Below are 14623 nucleotides of genomic sequence, written 5' to 3' on the forward strand. Positions count from 1 at the left end.
CTCTTTTATTCACAAATGATTTGACGTTCAAACCTGAGATCTACCTTGCGGTAACGATACCACCCCTGAATGGGGAGTATAGTATCGTATAAAATTTTGAGTTTTGCAAATATATTACTTATGTCTTTTACATTTCCTATATGAATGGCTTGTCCGCCTATTTGCGGATAAAGCCAAATATCTTGGTTTTTGTTTACATGTACTTGACTAATGCAAGCTTGCCAAAAGGGATGTTCGTGTATGAACTGCATCAAAGCCAGGAGCCGGGCATCTTCTTCCCGCTCTTGCGGGTTGGGCAGCAACTCTTCGCCTTCGCGCGTAATCACCGGCACGCGTGGCGTGTAGTGTGAAGTGAACGGAATGAGCGCCCCTTTACGGCTCCAATAATAATCTTCGCCCTGTGGGTTATAAAAGCGGGCAATAGGCTCAAACATATGCACTTCCACAAACAAGCTGCCTGCCAAATCGCGGTACACATTGCAGTATTCCACATAGGGACTACTTGCCACCTGTTCTTCCAGTTGCTTCAAATTGAGGTTTTTGTATTTTTCGCCACGCAGGAAGATCCCTCCATGACGGCTCAATAATTCCAATATGTCTTCTTCGGTAAGAAAACTGCCGTCGGCGTTCTCGGGAAAGAAACGTATGACCACCCTTTGGCAGCTTTGCTCATCATAGTTTTTGCTGATGGCGCCCACCAAAAGGCTTAGGCCCAACAAAGTCAGGAACCACTGTACCCAAGGCTTAAGCCTGCGTTTGCTCATGTTCGAGTGTTTTAAGCAAATTTAAAAAAATTGGCAAATGTTGTTCTATATTGCCGGCGCCCATGACTACTACCGTCAGCGGAGGAGCAGCAGAGCGAAGCAGCTGCTCGAGCGATGTTTCTATAGCATCGGCGGTTGGGGCTATAAGCGTGGGCACCGGACAATGGTGGGCAATGAGTGCGCTGTCCACCCCTTCGATAGGGGCTTCCCGGGCCGGATAAATGGGCGTAAGCAGCACCCGGTCGGCAAGCCCCAGGGCTTTGCCAAAGGCAGCGGCAAAGTCGCGGGTACGGGTGTACAGGTGTGGTTGAAACACAGCCACCAACTGCCTTTGAGGGTATAGCCGGCGCATGGCTTGCAGGGTGCTTTCTATCTCGGTAGGGTGGTGTGCATAATCATCGACCAGTACGTAGTGTGCCGAGCGATACCACACCTCCGAGCGCCGCTTGACCCCTTGAAACGAAGCCAAGGCGTCGATGATGCAGGAAGGAGCGATACCTATGCGATGAGCTACGGCAAAAGCAGCGGTGGCATTGAGTGCATTGTGCAAGCCGGGCACCTGTAGGCGCAGCGCATAGCTGTTTTCCTTTGCGACCATGAGTGTGAAGCAAAGCTGCTCGTTTTCATAACGCAGCTCTTTTATGCTATACGAACAGCCGGGATGCTTGCCATAGCGCCACGTGTGCAATGAAGCGGGCGGCACAGCACGCACCTCTTCGTGGGCAATGAGCATACCACCGCTTTGTATGTTGCCCAGAAAGGCTTCGAAACTGTCAACGATGGCCGCCTCACTGCCGTAGATGTCCAGATGGTCGGCTTCTATGTTGGTAACCACGGCTATAGTGGGGTGCAGGTGCAGGAAAGAGCGATCGTACTCGTCGGCTTCGGCTACAATCCAGGCTTCCGGAGACGATGAAAGCAGCAGGTTGTTCCGGTAGTTACGCATGATGCCACCGACAAAAGCGGTGACGGGCACGCCGGCCTGTTGCAAGATATGGGCAATCATGGCAGTGGTGGTGGTTTTTCCATGCGTGCCGGCAACGGCAATTAGGCGGTGCGTGCGGCTGATGAGCCCCAGCAGAGCTGCCCGCTTGATAACCTCAAAGCCGTTTTCGCGGAAATAGCACAACTGCGGATGTTCCTGCGAAACGGCAGGCGTATATACTACCAGTACTTTGTCGCTATGGATGAAGTCAAGAGGAATGTGTTCGCAACCTTCTTCATAAGTTACAAAGATGCCCTTTTCTTCGAGCATACGCGTAATTGCCGAGGCATTGCGGTCATAGCCTGCCACCTGCATGCCTTGGCTCCGGCACCACTGGGCAAGCGCACTCATGCCGATGCCGCCAATGCCTATGAAATACACATGTGTATATTGTTCGAGATTGTTCATTTGACAAAAATGTGTTGACTTTCCTGATAAGCAAAGGTACATTTTTTTGTCCTTCGGGGGAGGCAGAAAGGGCAGCAGTCAACTTTTTTCCGATGCTTTCGTATTGAATGCAAGCGATTTGACAAGCATAGCTTTTGCATAAGATTTGTAGAGTGCTTGTTTGACACATCATTAAATTGCCAAGCCTATGAAAACACAAGCCATTCCGCTGCATCCGGTTGAGCGCATTTCGGTCAAGGAAAAAGAGCGCTTTCATGAAGAGTTTCTGAAGCCCAACAAACCTGTGATTTTTAAAGATCTCAGTCATGACTGGCCTGCCTACACCAAGTGGACTTATGACTATTTCAAGCAGTTGGCGGGGCATGTGATGGTGGATTTGTATAATAACCTGCCGGCAGCGCCCGATAAAAGCTGCATGGCGCCCGATGCACGCATGACCTTCGGCGAGTATTTGGATTTGATTGAGCGTGAGCCCACAGACCTGCGCATTTTCTTGTTTAACTTGATGAAATATGCGCCTCAATTAAAAGAAGACTACCGGGTGCCTGATGTGACAGACGGTTTTTTGAAAGAGCTTCCTTTCCTGTTTTTTGGAGGAACCGGCTCTATCGTACACATGCACTATGATATTGACATGTCGCATGTCTTTTTGACACAGTTCAAGGGCGTGAAGCGTGTCGTGCTGTTTGCACCGGAATACACGCCCTTCTTGTACCATCTGCCCTTTACGGTGCAGTCTTATGTAAATGTGAACGAGCCGGATTTCGAGCGCTATCCGGCATTGCGCTATGTGCAAGGCTATGAGTGTTATTTGGAATATGGCGATACGCTCTTTATTCCTGCCGGCTATTGGCACTATATCGAATACATAGAAGGTGGTTTTGGCATGAGCCTGCGGGCGCTGAATCCCTCTTGGATGAAACGTCTGGAAGGCGCAGCCAATTTGTTTGTAAAAATGCCTTTAGACAACTTTTTGCGTAAATACTTTACTCAAAGTTGGTATAAATATAAGCACCGCAAAGCCTTTGAGCGTGCCGAACAGGCTATGAAGCGCCACCATGCGCAAGCTGTATGATACACTGTACGATATGTTCGGTTGCTTTGGGGCGTGCCAGCCGGCGTATGTTTTCGCTTAGCAGGGCACGCTCGGCAGGAGAGTGGAGGAGCGCAAGTGCATCGCTGACCAAAAAGGCGGGGGCTTGCGCTTCGCTTATGATTTTGGCGGCTTGGCGGTGTACCAATGCCATGGCATTTTTGGTTTGGTGGTCTTCGGCTACATAAGGCGAAGGCACCAGAATAGCCGGTTTGCCTACAATGCAAAGTTCAGAAATGGAGAGTGCACCGGCACGGGATATAATCAAATCGGCAGCGCTGTAGGCATGGTCCATCCGTTCGATGAAAGCCATGGGGTGCACCCATTCGGAAGCTTGTTGCTCTTCGACTGCCTGCCGGGCTTTCTCGATAAAGTGCTTGCCTGTTTGCCAAATCACCTGAATGCGGTTGTCGGCAAATCGTCGTATTTGAGCCTGTATGCTTTCATTAATGACACGCGCTCCCAAGCTGCCCCCCATGACCAACAGCACCGGGGCGCCGTCTTTGAGCCCCAAGGCTTGCAGAGCCTCTGTGCGGGGAGGAAGCCGCAGGATGTCTTGACGCACCGGATTACCGGTATAAACAATCTTTTCGGCAGGAAAGAAAGCTTCCATGTCCGGATAAGCCACACATATTTTTTGCGCATATTTGCCCAACCATCGATTGGTAAGTCCGGCATAGGAGTTTTGTTCTTGAATAAGCGTAGGCACGCCTGCGCGGATGGCTGCCAATAGCGTGGGGGCACTGGCATATCCTCCCACCCCTATGACGATATCCGGCTTTTTTTCTGCTATGATTTGACTTGCCCGCCGGTAGCTTTTCCACAATTTAACAGGCACCTGCAGGTTGCGCAGGGTCAGTCGCCTTTGAATACCCACAATATCGAGCCCTTCAATAGGGTAGCCCGCCTTGGGGACCCTTTCCATTTCCATGCGGTTCTTTGCCCCAATGAAAAAAATATCTATTGAAGGGAAGCGTGCTTTGAGTGCATCGGCTATTGCCAATGCCGGAAAGATATGTCCGCCGGTGCCGCCGCCGCTGATGATGACCTGTTTCATAATGCGTTGAAAAATGAAATGGCTTCCTGATAGTCTTTCTGAATTTGATGACGCAGACTTTCCAAGCTATCAAACTTTTGGTCGTCGCGCAACTTTTTGAGTAATTCCACGCGTAAGGGAGCTTCGTATAACTCACCTGTAAAGTTCAGCAAGAACACTTCAATGCTGGGCCGGCTTTGCTCTTTGCCCAAAGTGGGGCGCGTGCCTATATACACCAGGGCTGCTTTGCGTTCGAATTGCTCACCGGAAGCATAGGCAGCATAAATGCCGGCTGCCGGTATGAGTTTGTAGGCGGCATCTATGTGCAGGTTGGCGGTGGGAAAGCCCAAGGTGCGTCCTATTTTGTCGCCGTGTACGACCGTGCCGCTCAAAGTGTAGGCATAGCCCAACAGCTGGTTGGCAAGCTCTACATTCCCTTCTTTGAGTGCCTTGCGTATTTTGGTTGAACTCACGGTGATGTCATCGACTTCTTGAGCCGGAATTTCCTCTACTTCAAAGCCGTAGCGCGGTGCTACCTGTTGCAACAGCCGGATGTTCCCTTGGCGACGGTAGCCAAAGTGATGGTCATAGCCAATGACAATGAGCCCGGCATGCACCCCCTGTACATACACTTTTTCTATGTATTCGATAGGCATCAGACGGGCAAACTCTTCGGTGAAGGGCAGCATAATAAGCGTGTCTATGCCTTCTTGGCTGATATGCTCTATTTTTTCCTCAATGGTATTGAGGAGCTCTACAGGCTGCCCCAGCACCAGGCGCGGGTGGGGCCAAAAAGTGATAACCACCGATTCGGTTTGGCGCTCTTGAGCTGCCCGGCGCAGGCGTGCCATGATGCGGCGGTGTCCTTGGTGCACACCGTCGAAAGTGCCGGTAGTGACCACCGTAGGACGATGAGGCCGGTAATCGTGTAGATTATGATAAACTTTCATTTCTGCTTTTATACTGCTTCACGTACTCGATTGGCGACAGGGCATTGCTCACTTCATAACTACCGATGCGCGTGCGGCGCAGGGCTGTCAGGCAGCCGCCCACCCGGAGTGCTTGTCCCAAATCATGGGCAAGGCTGCGGATATAGGTCCCTTTGCTGCACACTATGCGTGCATAAAGGTGAGGGGGGGCCCATTGTTGTATTTCAAAGGCATGAATGACTGTCGGGCGCGCTTCTACTTCTATCTCTTTTCCTTGACGTGCCAGCTCGTAAAGCCGCTTGCCTTGACGCTTGATGGCAGAATACAGAGGCGGGCGTTGCATGATTTCGCCTACAAAGTGTTTTTGTATGCACTGTTGTATGTCTGCTTGCCGCAGTGCCAGCACCTGCTGCAGCGAAGCCGTGCGGCGCACTTCTGTTTCCAGATCGTAGGAAGGCGATTCGGCCCCCAGCAGAAACATGGCCAGGTATTCTTTTTCCATGCCTTGCAGCTGCTGTATTTGCTTGGTCTTTTTGCCGGTGCATACAATCAGCAAGCCGGTGGCTAGTGGGTCAAGGGTGCCGGCGTGCCCCGCTTTTTTTATTTTCAAACGGCGCTTGATATAATTCACCGCATCGAACGAAGTCCATCCATACGGCTTATCGATGAGTATAATCTCGCCCGTTTGTGTTGTGTTGTTCATGCCATTTGTAAGTCTATGCCTAAAAGCAGTAAAATCAATAAGATGCCGCCCAATACAATGCGATAGTAGCCAAATACTTTGAAACCGTGTCTGCCTACGTAGGTGATAAAAGTTTTTACGGCAATCATAGCTACCACGAAAGCCACCACATTGCCTGTCAGCAGCAGCAGCCACTCTTCCGAAGAAAGAGCTATGGAGCCGCTCTTATAGAAGTCTTTGAATAGTTTATAAGCCGAAGCAGCAAACATGGTGGGCACTGCCAGGAAAAACGAGAATTCGGCGGCAGTGATGCGGCTGAGCTTTTGCGCCAGCCCGCCGATGATGGTAGCTGCCGAGCGCGAAACACCCGGTATCATGGCTATACATTGAAAACATCCGATGATAAAAGACTCACGAAAGCCTACCTCTTTATTGGGCATGGCGCTGCCTTCAGGCAACCAGTCGTCTATTTTTACCAGCACCCAGCCCCCCACGATGAGCGAAACACTTACGACCCATACATTTTCAAGTAGTGCATCGATATAGTCGCCCGCAAGCAGCCCTACTACCACAGCCGGCAGCATGCCTGCCAGCAGTTTGAAGTAAAAGTCAAGGCTTTTAAAAAAGCGCTTGTAGTAAAGCACAACTACCGACAAGATGGCACCGAATTGAATATTGACATTGAAAAACTTGACAAAGTCGTTGCCGGCGATGTCCAGAAAAGTAGAAACGATAATCAAATGACCGGTGGAAGAAACCGGCAAAAACTCCGTCAGTCCTTCCACGATAGCGAGCAATACGGCTTCCCAGAAGTTCATAGATATGGTCAATGGTTTGGATGAAAATTAAGCGTCGGTGTGGGGCGTATTTTCTTTTTTCTTGTAAAAAATAGCCACAAACACCAGCATAAAACCCAAAAAGCTCACAACAGGACCCAGTGTGAGCCCAAGAAAACCAAAACCAAAGGGTGCGTCGTCCATCATCATGATGATGTAGCCCAAGGCTATCACCAATACGCTGACGACAAGCAGTATATAGTTGAATTTGCCAAATACATTGGGCGAGGTGCTGGAAGGGGTGTGCTTATTTTCCATGGCTTTTTGTTTTGACCACAAAGAAACAATTATTTTGTGGGAATGCCAAGCAAGCTTGATTCCATGACGCACCTAAAAAATATAAGTTTAACGGACTTTAAAAGCTATGCTTCTTTGAAATTAAGCTTCCATGAAAAGCTCAATATTCTTGTGGGGCAGAATGGCGTGGGAAAGACCAATCTGTTGGAGGCCATCTATTGGCTGCTTACGGGCAAAAGCTTGCAAGGTCATAGCGAGCGCCATGCCATTCGTTATGGAAGCGAAGGGTGGAGCGTAGAGGGCGAAATTGCCGAAGAAGAGCGGCTGCATCATGTGCGTTGTGCTTTTTATCCTAAACAAGACCGCAAGGCTGTGTTTATCGACGGCAGCCGTGTAGAACGCCTGTTGGACTACTACGGCCGCTTTCCGGTGGTGAGTTTCACGCCCAATGACATTGATTTGATACGGGAGGCAGCCGAGCAGCGCCGCCGCACCATGGACGCTTTCTTTGCGCAGCTCTCACAAGAGTATGCCGTCCACTTGGTGCAATATCATGCCCTGTTGCGCCGCCGCAATGCTTTGCTCAAACAGTGGCGCGAACAACACGCTCCGGACGTAGCCTTGCTTGAAGTTTTTCATATGCGAATGGAGCAAGAAGCTTATCCGCTGTATGACCTGCGCCGCCGTTTCACCGGCGAGCTCAACCCTTTGGTTTCGTTTTATTACGAAAAATTGAGTGGAGGAAAGGAGTTTATCAAAATAGAGTATCGCTCGCAGCTGAGCGAGGCTTCTTTGCAACAGCTATGGCAAGAAAGTTTGCCCACAGACCTTAAAATGGGCTTTACGTCCAAAGGCATACACCGCGACGACTGGCTATTGCTGCTCAACGACGTGCCTATGAAGTGGAGCAGCTCACAAGGGCAGCGAAAAACTTTTTTGGTGGCGCTTAAGCTTGCCATGAGTGATTTGCTGTTTCGCAGAAAACAACAAAACCCGCTTTTGTTACTTGATGACATTTTTGATAAATTGGACGCTGAGAGAGTGTCGGCATTGCTGCAATTGGTGCGGCAGCAACGTTTGGGGCAGGTGTTCATTACAGACACCGAGCCGGAGCGCATGCAACGCCTGCTTGCAGAAAGCCACTTGCCGGGCGCACTCTTCGAAGTCAAACAAGGAAGAGCAGTTCAATTATGAAAGACAAACACAGAATAGCACATCAAAAGCCCCTGAGCTTTAGCGAGGTGTTGGCGCATATGATAGAGCAGCATCAAGCCAAGTACCGTTTTTATGGCATGCGCATCGGTGACCTGTGGGCACAGCTGTTGGGCGCCAATGTTGCCCAGCAAACCGAAAAAATTTACCTGCGCGGCGATACGCTGTACGTTTACCTGCGTTCGCCTGTCTTGAAAAATCAACTTCTTTTTGCCAAAGAAAAAATTAAAGAGCGCTTAAACGCCCAAATGAAGCGGGAAGTGATAAAAAAAATCGTACTTTACTAAGGCAAAAAACTTAGTTTCTTTTTGTGAACAGTAGGTTATTGATTAAAAGCGCTTATGGAAAACATAGAAAAACCGGAAATCGAAATTGCCCAGCTGCGCCGCCTTATAGAAATGATAAAGAAGCGCTACGATTATGACTTCAGCAACTATGCCATGTCTTCGTTCCGGCGCCGGGTGCAGCGCTTCATCGAGTTGTTTCGAATAGAAAGCATGGAGGAGCTTATTCGCAAGTTGGAGCTGGACAAGCAGTTTTTCAAAACCTTCCTGTCCGAAATTACCGTGAACGTCACGGAAATGTTCCGGGACCCTACTTTTTGGGTAGAATTGCGCGATGAAATCATTCCCAGCATTTTGATGAACAAAAAGGAGTTTCGCGTGTGGCATGCGGGCTGCTCTTCCGGTGAGGAGGTGTTTTCTATGGCAATTCTGCTTGATGAAATGGGAATTCTTGACCAAGTCGAAATCGTAGCTACCGACATCGATTATAGCATATTGGACAAGGCGCAGCAGGCTACCTATAACCTGCGCAACATGGAAGAGGTAAACAAAAAGAATTATCAGCGCTTCATGGGCAAACGCACGCTCGAAGCTTACTATAAGGTAGAGGACGGCAAGGCTGTGATGGATAAAACGCTGCTTCGAAACGTGCAGTTCGTAGAGCACAATCTTGTGAACGGAGAAAAAATAGGAGTGTTTGACCTTATTCTCTGCCGCAATGTGATGATCTATTTCAACCAAACCTTGCAAAACGAAGTATTAAAGCTGTTTCATGCCAGCTTGCCGCGCTATGGCTACTTGGCAATTGGCTCGAAGGAATCACTCATATGGTGCGAATATGCCAATAAATTCATCATTGTGAACAACAATGAAAAGATTTACAAAAAAATAAGAGATTAAACCTTTTTCCATCTTAACACCGATTGATTGCATGGCGCGTTTCGACCATATAAGTTCTAAATACAAACTGATTGTCATAGGGGGCTCGGCAGGCAGCTTTCAGGTAGTCTCGCGTATTTTGCAGGCACTGCCCGAAGATTTCCCTTTGCCCATTGCCATGTGTTTGCACCGGCTCAAAGATGTGCGGGAAGGTTTTGCCGAAGCGCTTTCCTTAAAAACCAACAAGCCGGTAGTGGAGCCGCTCGATAAAGAGCTTATCAAAAAAGGAACGATTTATTTGGCGCCGGCAAACTATCACTTATGTGTGGAACTGGGGCAGACATTCTCTCTTTCTACCGAAGAGCCGGTGAACAATTCTCGCCCCTCTATTGACCTGCTGTTCGAAACGGCTGCCTATGCTTATCGCGATAAGTTGATTGGTATTTTGTTGTCGGGAGCAAACCGCGATGGGGCATGGGGAATGAAAAAAATACACGAGCGGGGAGGGCTTACCATCGTGCAGGAGCCATCGGAATGCCTGATAGATACCATGCCTGCATCGGCTATGCAGGCCACCCGCATAGATTATGTATTACGAAGTGACCAAATAATTGATTTTTTACGTAAATTACATAAGCAATACGCTTAAAAAAACACGCTATTGTCCATGAAGAACATATACAGAATAGCAGCTATCCTTTTTGTTTTGGCTTTTTTGGCAGGCGTTGCTTTCCTTGTCAACGACCTCATTTCCTTGCAAGATAAATTGGCAAAAGTGCTGGATTTGAAAGATTTGGCACAGAGGCAAAAAATGGAGCCGGTGCTTTGGCAGCTGACCCTGCACGTGGCACTCACCATAGCCGCCGCCCTCTTGGCTATTTTCTTTTTGGTGTTGAACGCCAGCAGAGCCAAAATAGTAATTGCCCAACAGCTTGAAGAAGAAATACAGCGCAGCAAGCAAGAAAAAGAAGCGGTGCTTGAAGATGCTGCTACCGCCATGCGGCGCGAAATAGAAGAAAAAGTAGCACGTATCCGGGAAATCGTAAATGCCAAAGCCGGCACCGATGAGTTTTTCACGCAAGCGCTGGCAGCCATTGCCGAGGCGGTAGAGGCCAGTCAGGGCATTCTTTACCTGAGTAAATATTACGATGGCGTGCAGTATCTCGAAGTAGAAGCAGGCTATGCCTACTATGCATCGGAGGGCTTGCCACAGGCTTTTGAAGTAGGCGAAGGCTTTATTGGACAAGCAGTTAAGGACAAAAAAACGCTTGTTTTTAACGAGCTGCCCGAAGGGTATATTTCCGTGCCGGTGGTGTCGGGTTTGGGTAAGGGAGCCCCCCGCAGCCTGTTGATTGCCCCTATGTTGGATGCCGACAAAAGAATTTTGGGCGCCATTGAGCTGGCAAGCTTTAAGAATTTTACGGAAAAAGATAAATTGTTGGTCGAAGAAGCCATGATGTTGCTGGCACCCCATGTTTTTCTGCCGGCAACCACTTCCGACGACAAAGAATAAAGAAAAGCCATACGAATGATGAAAACGCGGAAAAATATAAGCTTAGGGCTGAAAATCACAGTGGTAGTATTGCTGGTGGCACTGTTGGCCGTTGCCTCAGTGAGCTACTTTGCCTTTCAGGAAAGCAAAACCGCTTTTAGGAAGAGTGCCATAGAATCGCTGCACGCAGTATCGGCACTGAAGGTAGAGAAAATCAATACCTTTGTCCATGAAATTGAGCGGGGTTTATCCATCGGCACACGCCTCAATGCCGCCAAGCGGCGCATCTTGTTTGACGAGTCCGGAGACCAAGAGATAGCCGGGACCAACCCTTTTGCAACAGATGAAAATGACCCCTTTGCTTTAGACTATGATGAAAGCGACATCTTGCCCGATGACCCCATCTTTGCAGAAGACAACCAACCTCTGTTTGGCACACAGGAGCAGGAAGACTCCTTGCCGGCAGTCGATCCGCTGACCTTCTTTCTTACCCCCGAAGCCGAGTTGGATAGTGCCATCGCGATTTTGCGAAAAGTGTATGATTTGCACAACATTTATTTGCTCGATGAAAAGCAGAATATCAAATACATAGCCGATAAAAAAACAACGGTACAAGAGGAAAACAAGCCTTTCAAACCGCCTGTAGTTGAGCCCGGTTTCCTTGAGGCAAGCCGTGATTCGCTACATTTCAGCAAAGTCTTTTTGCAAGACAACGCCCCTTATTTGCTGGCAGCTGCTCCCGTTAAGGACAATGAAGACCGCATTGGTTATCTTGTTTTTGAAATAGACTTTGAGCGCATCGACCGTCTCATCAATGACCGTACCGGCTTGGGCAATACGGGCGAAGTACTGCTGGTGCAGCTGCAAGGTTCCAATACGGTGTATGTGCTCAATAAGCGCCCCCTGCTGGAAAAAGATGACCCGGTAAAAAGCATGAACCTCACACAGATGGGCACCCTCGACGCCTTGGACGTGCCGCTGGCCGTGCGCAAAGCACTGTCGGGCGAGCAAGCCGAGTTGGAGGAGACAGACGACCGGGGCAAAGAGGTGCTGGCCGTGACCGACTATGTCCCTCAACTGCAGTGGGGCGTGATTGCCAAAATTGATACATCTGAGGTATATGCGCCTGCTTTTGGGCTGCTGAAACGTTTCTTGTTGTCAGCAGGTATTACCCTGCTGGTTGCTTTGCTTATTGGACTTATTTTCTCGCAGTTTTTTGTGCAGCCCTTGGGTATTTTGCGTGATGCCGTTGCTTCTTTGGCAAAAGGGCGCCTGCCTGCCTCCATCGAGGTGGACTCAAAAGACGAGGTCGGCGAAATGGCCTCTTACCTCAACCGCCTGGTGGCAAACCTGCGTAGCATGGCAAATTTCGCCTCACGCATTGGTAAAAAAGATTTTGACGTGGAGTTTAAACCCGCCGGCGAAGACGATGTGTTGGCCACCGCCCTGCTTGCCATGCGGGACAGCATTGTGGCTTCGGCAAAAGAAGAAGACGAAAAGCGTTGGATTGTAGAGGGCGTCAAAGAAGTGGGTGATATCCTGCGTGCACGTAACGACCTGAAGGAAATGGGCGAAGAATTGCTGGCTTACGTGGTGCAAAGAATAGGTGCTGTGCAAGGGGCATTTTATGTGATGAATGAAAGTGAAAATGAAGAGGGCGTGAGCTATCTGGAAATGTATGCCAGCTATGCTTACAATAAAAAGAAATATTTGGAAGCCCGCTTCAAGGTAACACGAAAATACGCCGAAGGACTGGTGGGGCAAGCCGCCATCGAGCGCGATATGATACGGCGTACCGAAATCCCCGAAGATTACTTGACCGTTACTTCCGGCTTATTGGGCGAGCAGCGCCCCCGCAGTTTGCTCATCATGCCGTTGATTACCAACGAGACCGAGGTGATGGGTTGCTTGGAGCTGGCATCTTTGCACCCCTTCGAAGAAGACGGGCGCGAAGTGAAATTTGTGCAGGAAATCAGTGGTATCATCGCCCGTACCATCTTCAACATTAAGACAGCCGAAAAAGAAGCCAAGCTCTTAGCCGAAACCACCCAGCTGAACGTAGAACTGCAGGCGCGTCAAAAAGAGCTGGAAAAAATTGCCAAGGACTTGCAGGAAAAAAGCCGTGAGCTGCAAAAAACAGTTGAACAGCTGGAGCTTGAAAAGCAAGCCGTGCAGAACGAGCAGCGCAAAACGCAAATCCTGCTTGAAAACGCCTCGGAGGTAATTATCATTTATGACGAAACCATCCATATACGCTACATCAGCCCCTCGGTAGAACGAATCCTTGGTTACGGCGTAGATGAAATGGTAGGCATCAACGATGAAGTGCATGTGGAAGAGGAGTGGAAAGAAGCCTACCGCCGCATGTTCGAAGAACTGAAGCAATACCCCGACGAGCGGGTAACCATTCAAATGGAATACCGCAAAAAAAGCGGCGAAGCCATCTGGGTGGAAGTGACCGGCACCAACCTCTTGCAAGACCCCGTCATCAAAGGGATTGTTGTGAATATGCGCGATATTACGGAGCGCAAGCGCGCCGAGCGCGAAGAACGGATGCGCTCGCAGATGCAGGCGCTCTCCGAAAACTCGCCTGATTTGATTATGCGTCTCAACCTCGAAGGGGTTATCTACTATATCAACCCGACCATTGAAAACTATACGGCGAAGGCTAAGGAAGAATACCTGCAAAAGGTATTGAGCAATGAGTTATTGCCCGAAGAGGTGGTGCGTCAGATGTATCGTGTGTTGGAAGGTGTCAGTGCCCGCCGTGAAAAAGTGACGCTCGAAATCAACTTCCCTTCGGTTTTGGGCGACCGCGTCATGCAGCTGAATGCTATTCCGGAGTTTGGTGAAGACAACGAGCTGGAGTCTATTTTGGTTGTACTGCACGATATCACCGTAATGAAGGAATACCAGCTCGAAATAGAAACTGCCAATAAGAAAGTAACCGACAGTATCAACTACGCAAAGCGTATTCAAGATGCCATCATGCCGGATACGCAGCTGCTGCGTTCTTACTTTGCCGACTCTTTCGTTATCTTCAAACCCCGGGATGTGGTTAGTGGCGACTTCCCCTGGATTGTGCGCAAAGGCGACTATATTTATGTGGCAGCCGCCGACTGTACCGGACACGGCGTGCCCGGTGCTTTGGTGTCGCTTATCGGTTACTTCCTCATGAACAACATCATAGACACCCATAGCGACATTTTACCCAACGACTTCCTGGACCTGCTCGACAAAGAGATGACCCATACCTTACGCCAAGACCGTGAAGACAGTGTAACCCGCGACGGTATGGATGTGTCATTGGCACGCATCGACTTGAAGAACAATAAGATACTGTATGCCGGTGCACACCGGCCGCTCTATTATCTCTATCCTTCCGATGAGGATGTGCAAGAGATTAAAGGCGATAAAATGCCCATTGGCGGTGGGCAGTTCCGCGACAGGGACAAGTTCTCCGTGCATGAGCTGGATTTGACGCAGGGCTTGAGTATTTACCTCTTCTCTGATGGCATGCCGGACCAGTTTGGAGGTCCTCAAAACCGGAAGTTCTCTTCTAAAAGAATACGTAACATTCTTTTAGAGCATAGACAAGAAAACATGGACCAAATAGCCATGGCATTGGATACTGCCTTCGTGGAGTGGATGGGCGACAACAAGCAAACAGACGACGTGCTGTTTATCGGTATTCGCTTTTGATGCAAAGTGATTGAATACGAAAAAGCATATATAATTTTGCTTTTTATGTATAAATTAGTGGAAATTTAATTTTATTTTGTTAAT

14 protein-coding genes are annotated in these 14623 nt (G+C 49.1%); 7 read left to right on the top strand and 7 right to left on the bottom strand.

Annotation, left to right across the window (positions count from 1 at the left end):
- Nucleotides 1-5 precede the first annotated feature (5 nt).
- Both K384_RS11995 and murC read right to left on the bottom strand, forming a co-directional pair.
- The gene (locus tag K384_RS11995) at nucleotides 6-764 is read right to left on the bottom strand and encodes a cell division protein FtsQ/DivIB (RefSeq protein WP_051633373.1); all 759 of its coding nucleotides are present in this window, start codon (nucleotides 762-764) and stop codon (nucleotides 6-8) included.
- Nucleotides 745-2157 (bottom strand): UDP-N-acetylmuramate--L-alanine ligase, encoded by a 1413-nt coding sequence (murC, locus tag K384_RS12000; protein ID WP_038032720.1) that lies wholly within the window; start codon nucleotides 2155-2157, stop codon nucleotides 745-747. Before murC ends, K384_RS11995 begins: the two co-directional genes overlap by 20 nt.
- A 187-nt stretch (nucleotides 2158-2344) precedes the next feature.
- Between murC and K384_RS12005 the strand changes: the two genes are divergently transcribed.
- Complete coding sequence (locus tag K384_RS12005) at nucleotides 2345-3232, top strand: cupin-like domain-containing protein (RefSeq protein WP_038032721.1); 888 nt, start codon at nucleotides 2345-2347, stop codon at nucleotides 3230-3232.
- On the opposite strand, the gene murG is transcribed toward K384_RS12005, so the two are convergent.
- From murG to K384_RS12030, 5 genes are read right to left on the bottom strand one after another with little or no spacing between them, the layout of a single operon-like run.
- Nucleotides 3201-4307 (bottom strand): undecaprenyldiphospho-muramoylpentapeptide beta-N-acetylglucosaminyltransferase, encoded by a 1107-nt coding sequence (murG, locus tag K384_RS12010; RefSeq protein WP_038032723.1) that lies wholly within the window; start codon nucleotides 4305-4307, stop codon nucleotides 3201-3203. The genes K384_RS12005 and murG overlap by 32 nt on opposite strands.
- Nucleotides 4304-5236 carry a bifunctional riboflavin kinase/FAD synthetase gene (locus tag K384_RS12015; protein ID WP_038032725.1) on the bottom strand — a complete coding sequence of 311 codons (933 nt, stop codon included), beginning with the start codon at nucleotides 5234-5236 and terminating at the stop codon, nucleotides 4304-4306. The genes murG and K384_RS12015 overlap by 4 nt, the downstream gene beginning before the upstream one ends.
- Entirely contained in the window at nucleotides 5220-5918 is a 699-nt protein-coding gene (gene truB, locus K384_RS12020) for a tRNA pseudouridine(55) synthase TruB (protein ID WP_038032726.1), read from the bottom strand. Before truB ends, K384_RS12015 begins: the two co-directional genes overlap by 17 nt.
- Nucleotides 5915-6715 carry an undecaprenyl-diphosphate phosphatase gene (locus tag K384_RS12025; protein ID WP_038032728.1) on the bottom strand — a complete coding sequence of 267 codons (801 nt, stop codon included), beginning with the start codon at nucleotides 6713-6715 and terminating at the stop codon, nucleotides 5915-5917. The genes truB and K384_RS12025 overlap by 4 nt, the downstream gene beginning before the upstream one ends.
- Before the next feature lie 27 nt (nucleotides 6716-6742).
- On the bottom strand, nucleotides 6743-6991 hold the full coding sequence (locus K384_RS12030; RefSeq protein ID WP_038032729.1) for a DUF3098 domain-containing protein: 249 nt from the start codon (nucleotides 6989-6991) through the stop codon (nucleotides 6743-6745).
- Nucleotides 6992-7054: 63 nt separating this feature from the next.
- Between K384_RS12030 and recF the strand changes: the two genes are divergently transcribed.
- From recF to K384_RS12060, 6 genes are read left to right on the top strand one after another with little or no spacing between them, the layout of a single operon-like run.
- Entirely contained in the window at nucleotides 7055-8164 is a 1110-nt protein-coding gene (gene recF / locus K384_RS12035) for a DNA replication/repair protein RecF (protein ID WP_038032730.1), read from the top strand.
- Nucleotides 8161-8469 (top strand): DUF721 domain-containing protein, encoded by a 309-nt coding sequence (locus K384_RS12040; protein ID WP_038032732.1) that lies wholly within the window; start codon nucleotides 8161-8163, stop codon nucleotides 8467-8469. The genes recF and K384_RS12040 overlap by 4 nt, the downstream gene beginning before the upstream one ends.
- Nucleotides 8470-8523: 54 nt before the next feature.
- Nucleotides 8524-9366, top strand: coding sequence for a CheR family methyltransferase (locus K384_RS12045; RefSeq protein WP_038032734.1), 843 nt, complete (start codon nucleotides 8524-8526; stop codon nucleotides 9364-9366).
- Between the two features lie 31 nt (nucleotides 9367-9397).
- Nucleotides 9398-9994, top strand: a complete 597-nt coding sequence (locus tag K384_RS12050; RefSeq protein ID WP_038032738.1) for a chemotaxis protein CheB — start codon at nucleotides 9398-9400, stop codon at nucleotides 9992-9994.
- Between the two features lie 18 nt (nucleotides 9995-10012).
- Nucleotides 10013-10858 carry a GAF domain-containing protein gene (locus K384_RS12055; RefSeq protein ID WP_038032739.1) on the top strand — a complete coding sequence of 282 codons (846 nt, stop codon included), beginning with the start codon at nucleotides 10013-10015 and terminating at the stop codon, nucleotides 10856-10858.
- Nucleotides 10859-10873: 15 nt separating this feature from the next.
- Nucleotides 10874-14539, top strand: a complete 3666-nt coding sequence (locus tag K384_RS12060; RefSeq protein WP_051633374.1) for a PAS domain S-box protein — start codon at nucleotides 10874-10876, stop codon at nucleotides 14537-14539.
- Nucleotides 14540-14623: the final 84 nt, after the last annotated feature.

This window comes from Thermonema rossianum DSM 10300, from assembly GCF_000426825.1.
Classification (GTDB): domain Bacteria; phylum Bacteroidota; class Bacteroidia; order Cytophagales; family Thermonemataceae; genus Thermonema; species Thermonema rossianum.

Coding starts and splice junctions, on each gene's coding strand:
- K384_RS11995 (WP_051633373.1), bottom strand. CDS start 764: ATGAGCAAACGCAGGCTTAAGCCTTGGGTACAGTGGTTCCTGACTTTG.
- murC (WP_038032720.1), bottom strand. CDS start 2,157: ATGAACAATCTCGAACAATATACACATGTGTATTTCATAGGCATTGGC.
- K384_RS12005 (WP_038032721.1), top strand. CDS start 2,345: ATGAAAACACAAGCCATTCCGCTGCATCCGGTTGAGCGCATTTCGGTC.
- murG (WP_038032723.1), bottom strand. CDS start 4,307: ATGAAACAGGTCATCATCAGCGGCGGCGGCACCGGCGGACATATCTTT.
- K384_RS12015 (WP_038032725.1), bottom strand. CDS start 5,236: ATGAAAGTTTATCATAATCTACACGATTACCGGCCTCATCGTCCTACG.
- truB (WP_038032726.1), bottom strand. CDS start 5,918: ATGAACAACACAACACAAACGGGCGAGATTATACTCATCGATAAGCCG.
- K384_RS12025 (WP_038032728.1), bottom strand. CDS start 6,715: ATGAACTTCTGGGAAGCCGTATTGCTCGCTATCGTGGAAGGACTGACG.
- K384_RS12030 (WP_038032729.1), bottom strand. CDS start 6,991: ATGGAAAATAAGCACACCCCTTCCAGCACCTCGCCCAATGTATTTGGC.
- recF (WP_038032730.1), top strand. CDS start 7,055: ATGACGCACCTAAAAAATATAAGTTTAACGGACTTTAAAAGCTATGCT.
- K384_RS12040 (WP_038032732.1), top strand. CDS start 8,161: ATGAAAGACAAACACAGAATAGCACATCAAAAGCCCCTGAGCTTTAGC.
- K384_RS12045 (WP_038032734.1), top strand. CDS start 8,524: ATGGAAAACATAGAAAAACCGGAAATCGAAATTGCCCAGCTGCGCCGC.
- K384_RS12050 (WP_038032738.1), top strand. CDS start 9,398: ATGGCGCGTTTCGACCATATAAGTTCTAAATACAAACTGATTGTCATA.
- K384_RS12055 (WP_038032739.1), top strand. CDS start 10,013: ATGAAGAACATATACAGAATAGCAGCTATCCTTTTTGTTTTGGCTTTT.
- K384_RS12060 (WP_051633374.1), top strand. CDS start 10,874: ATGATGAAAACGCGGAAAAATATAAGCTTAGGGCTGAAAATCACAGTG.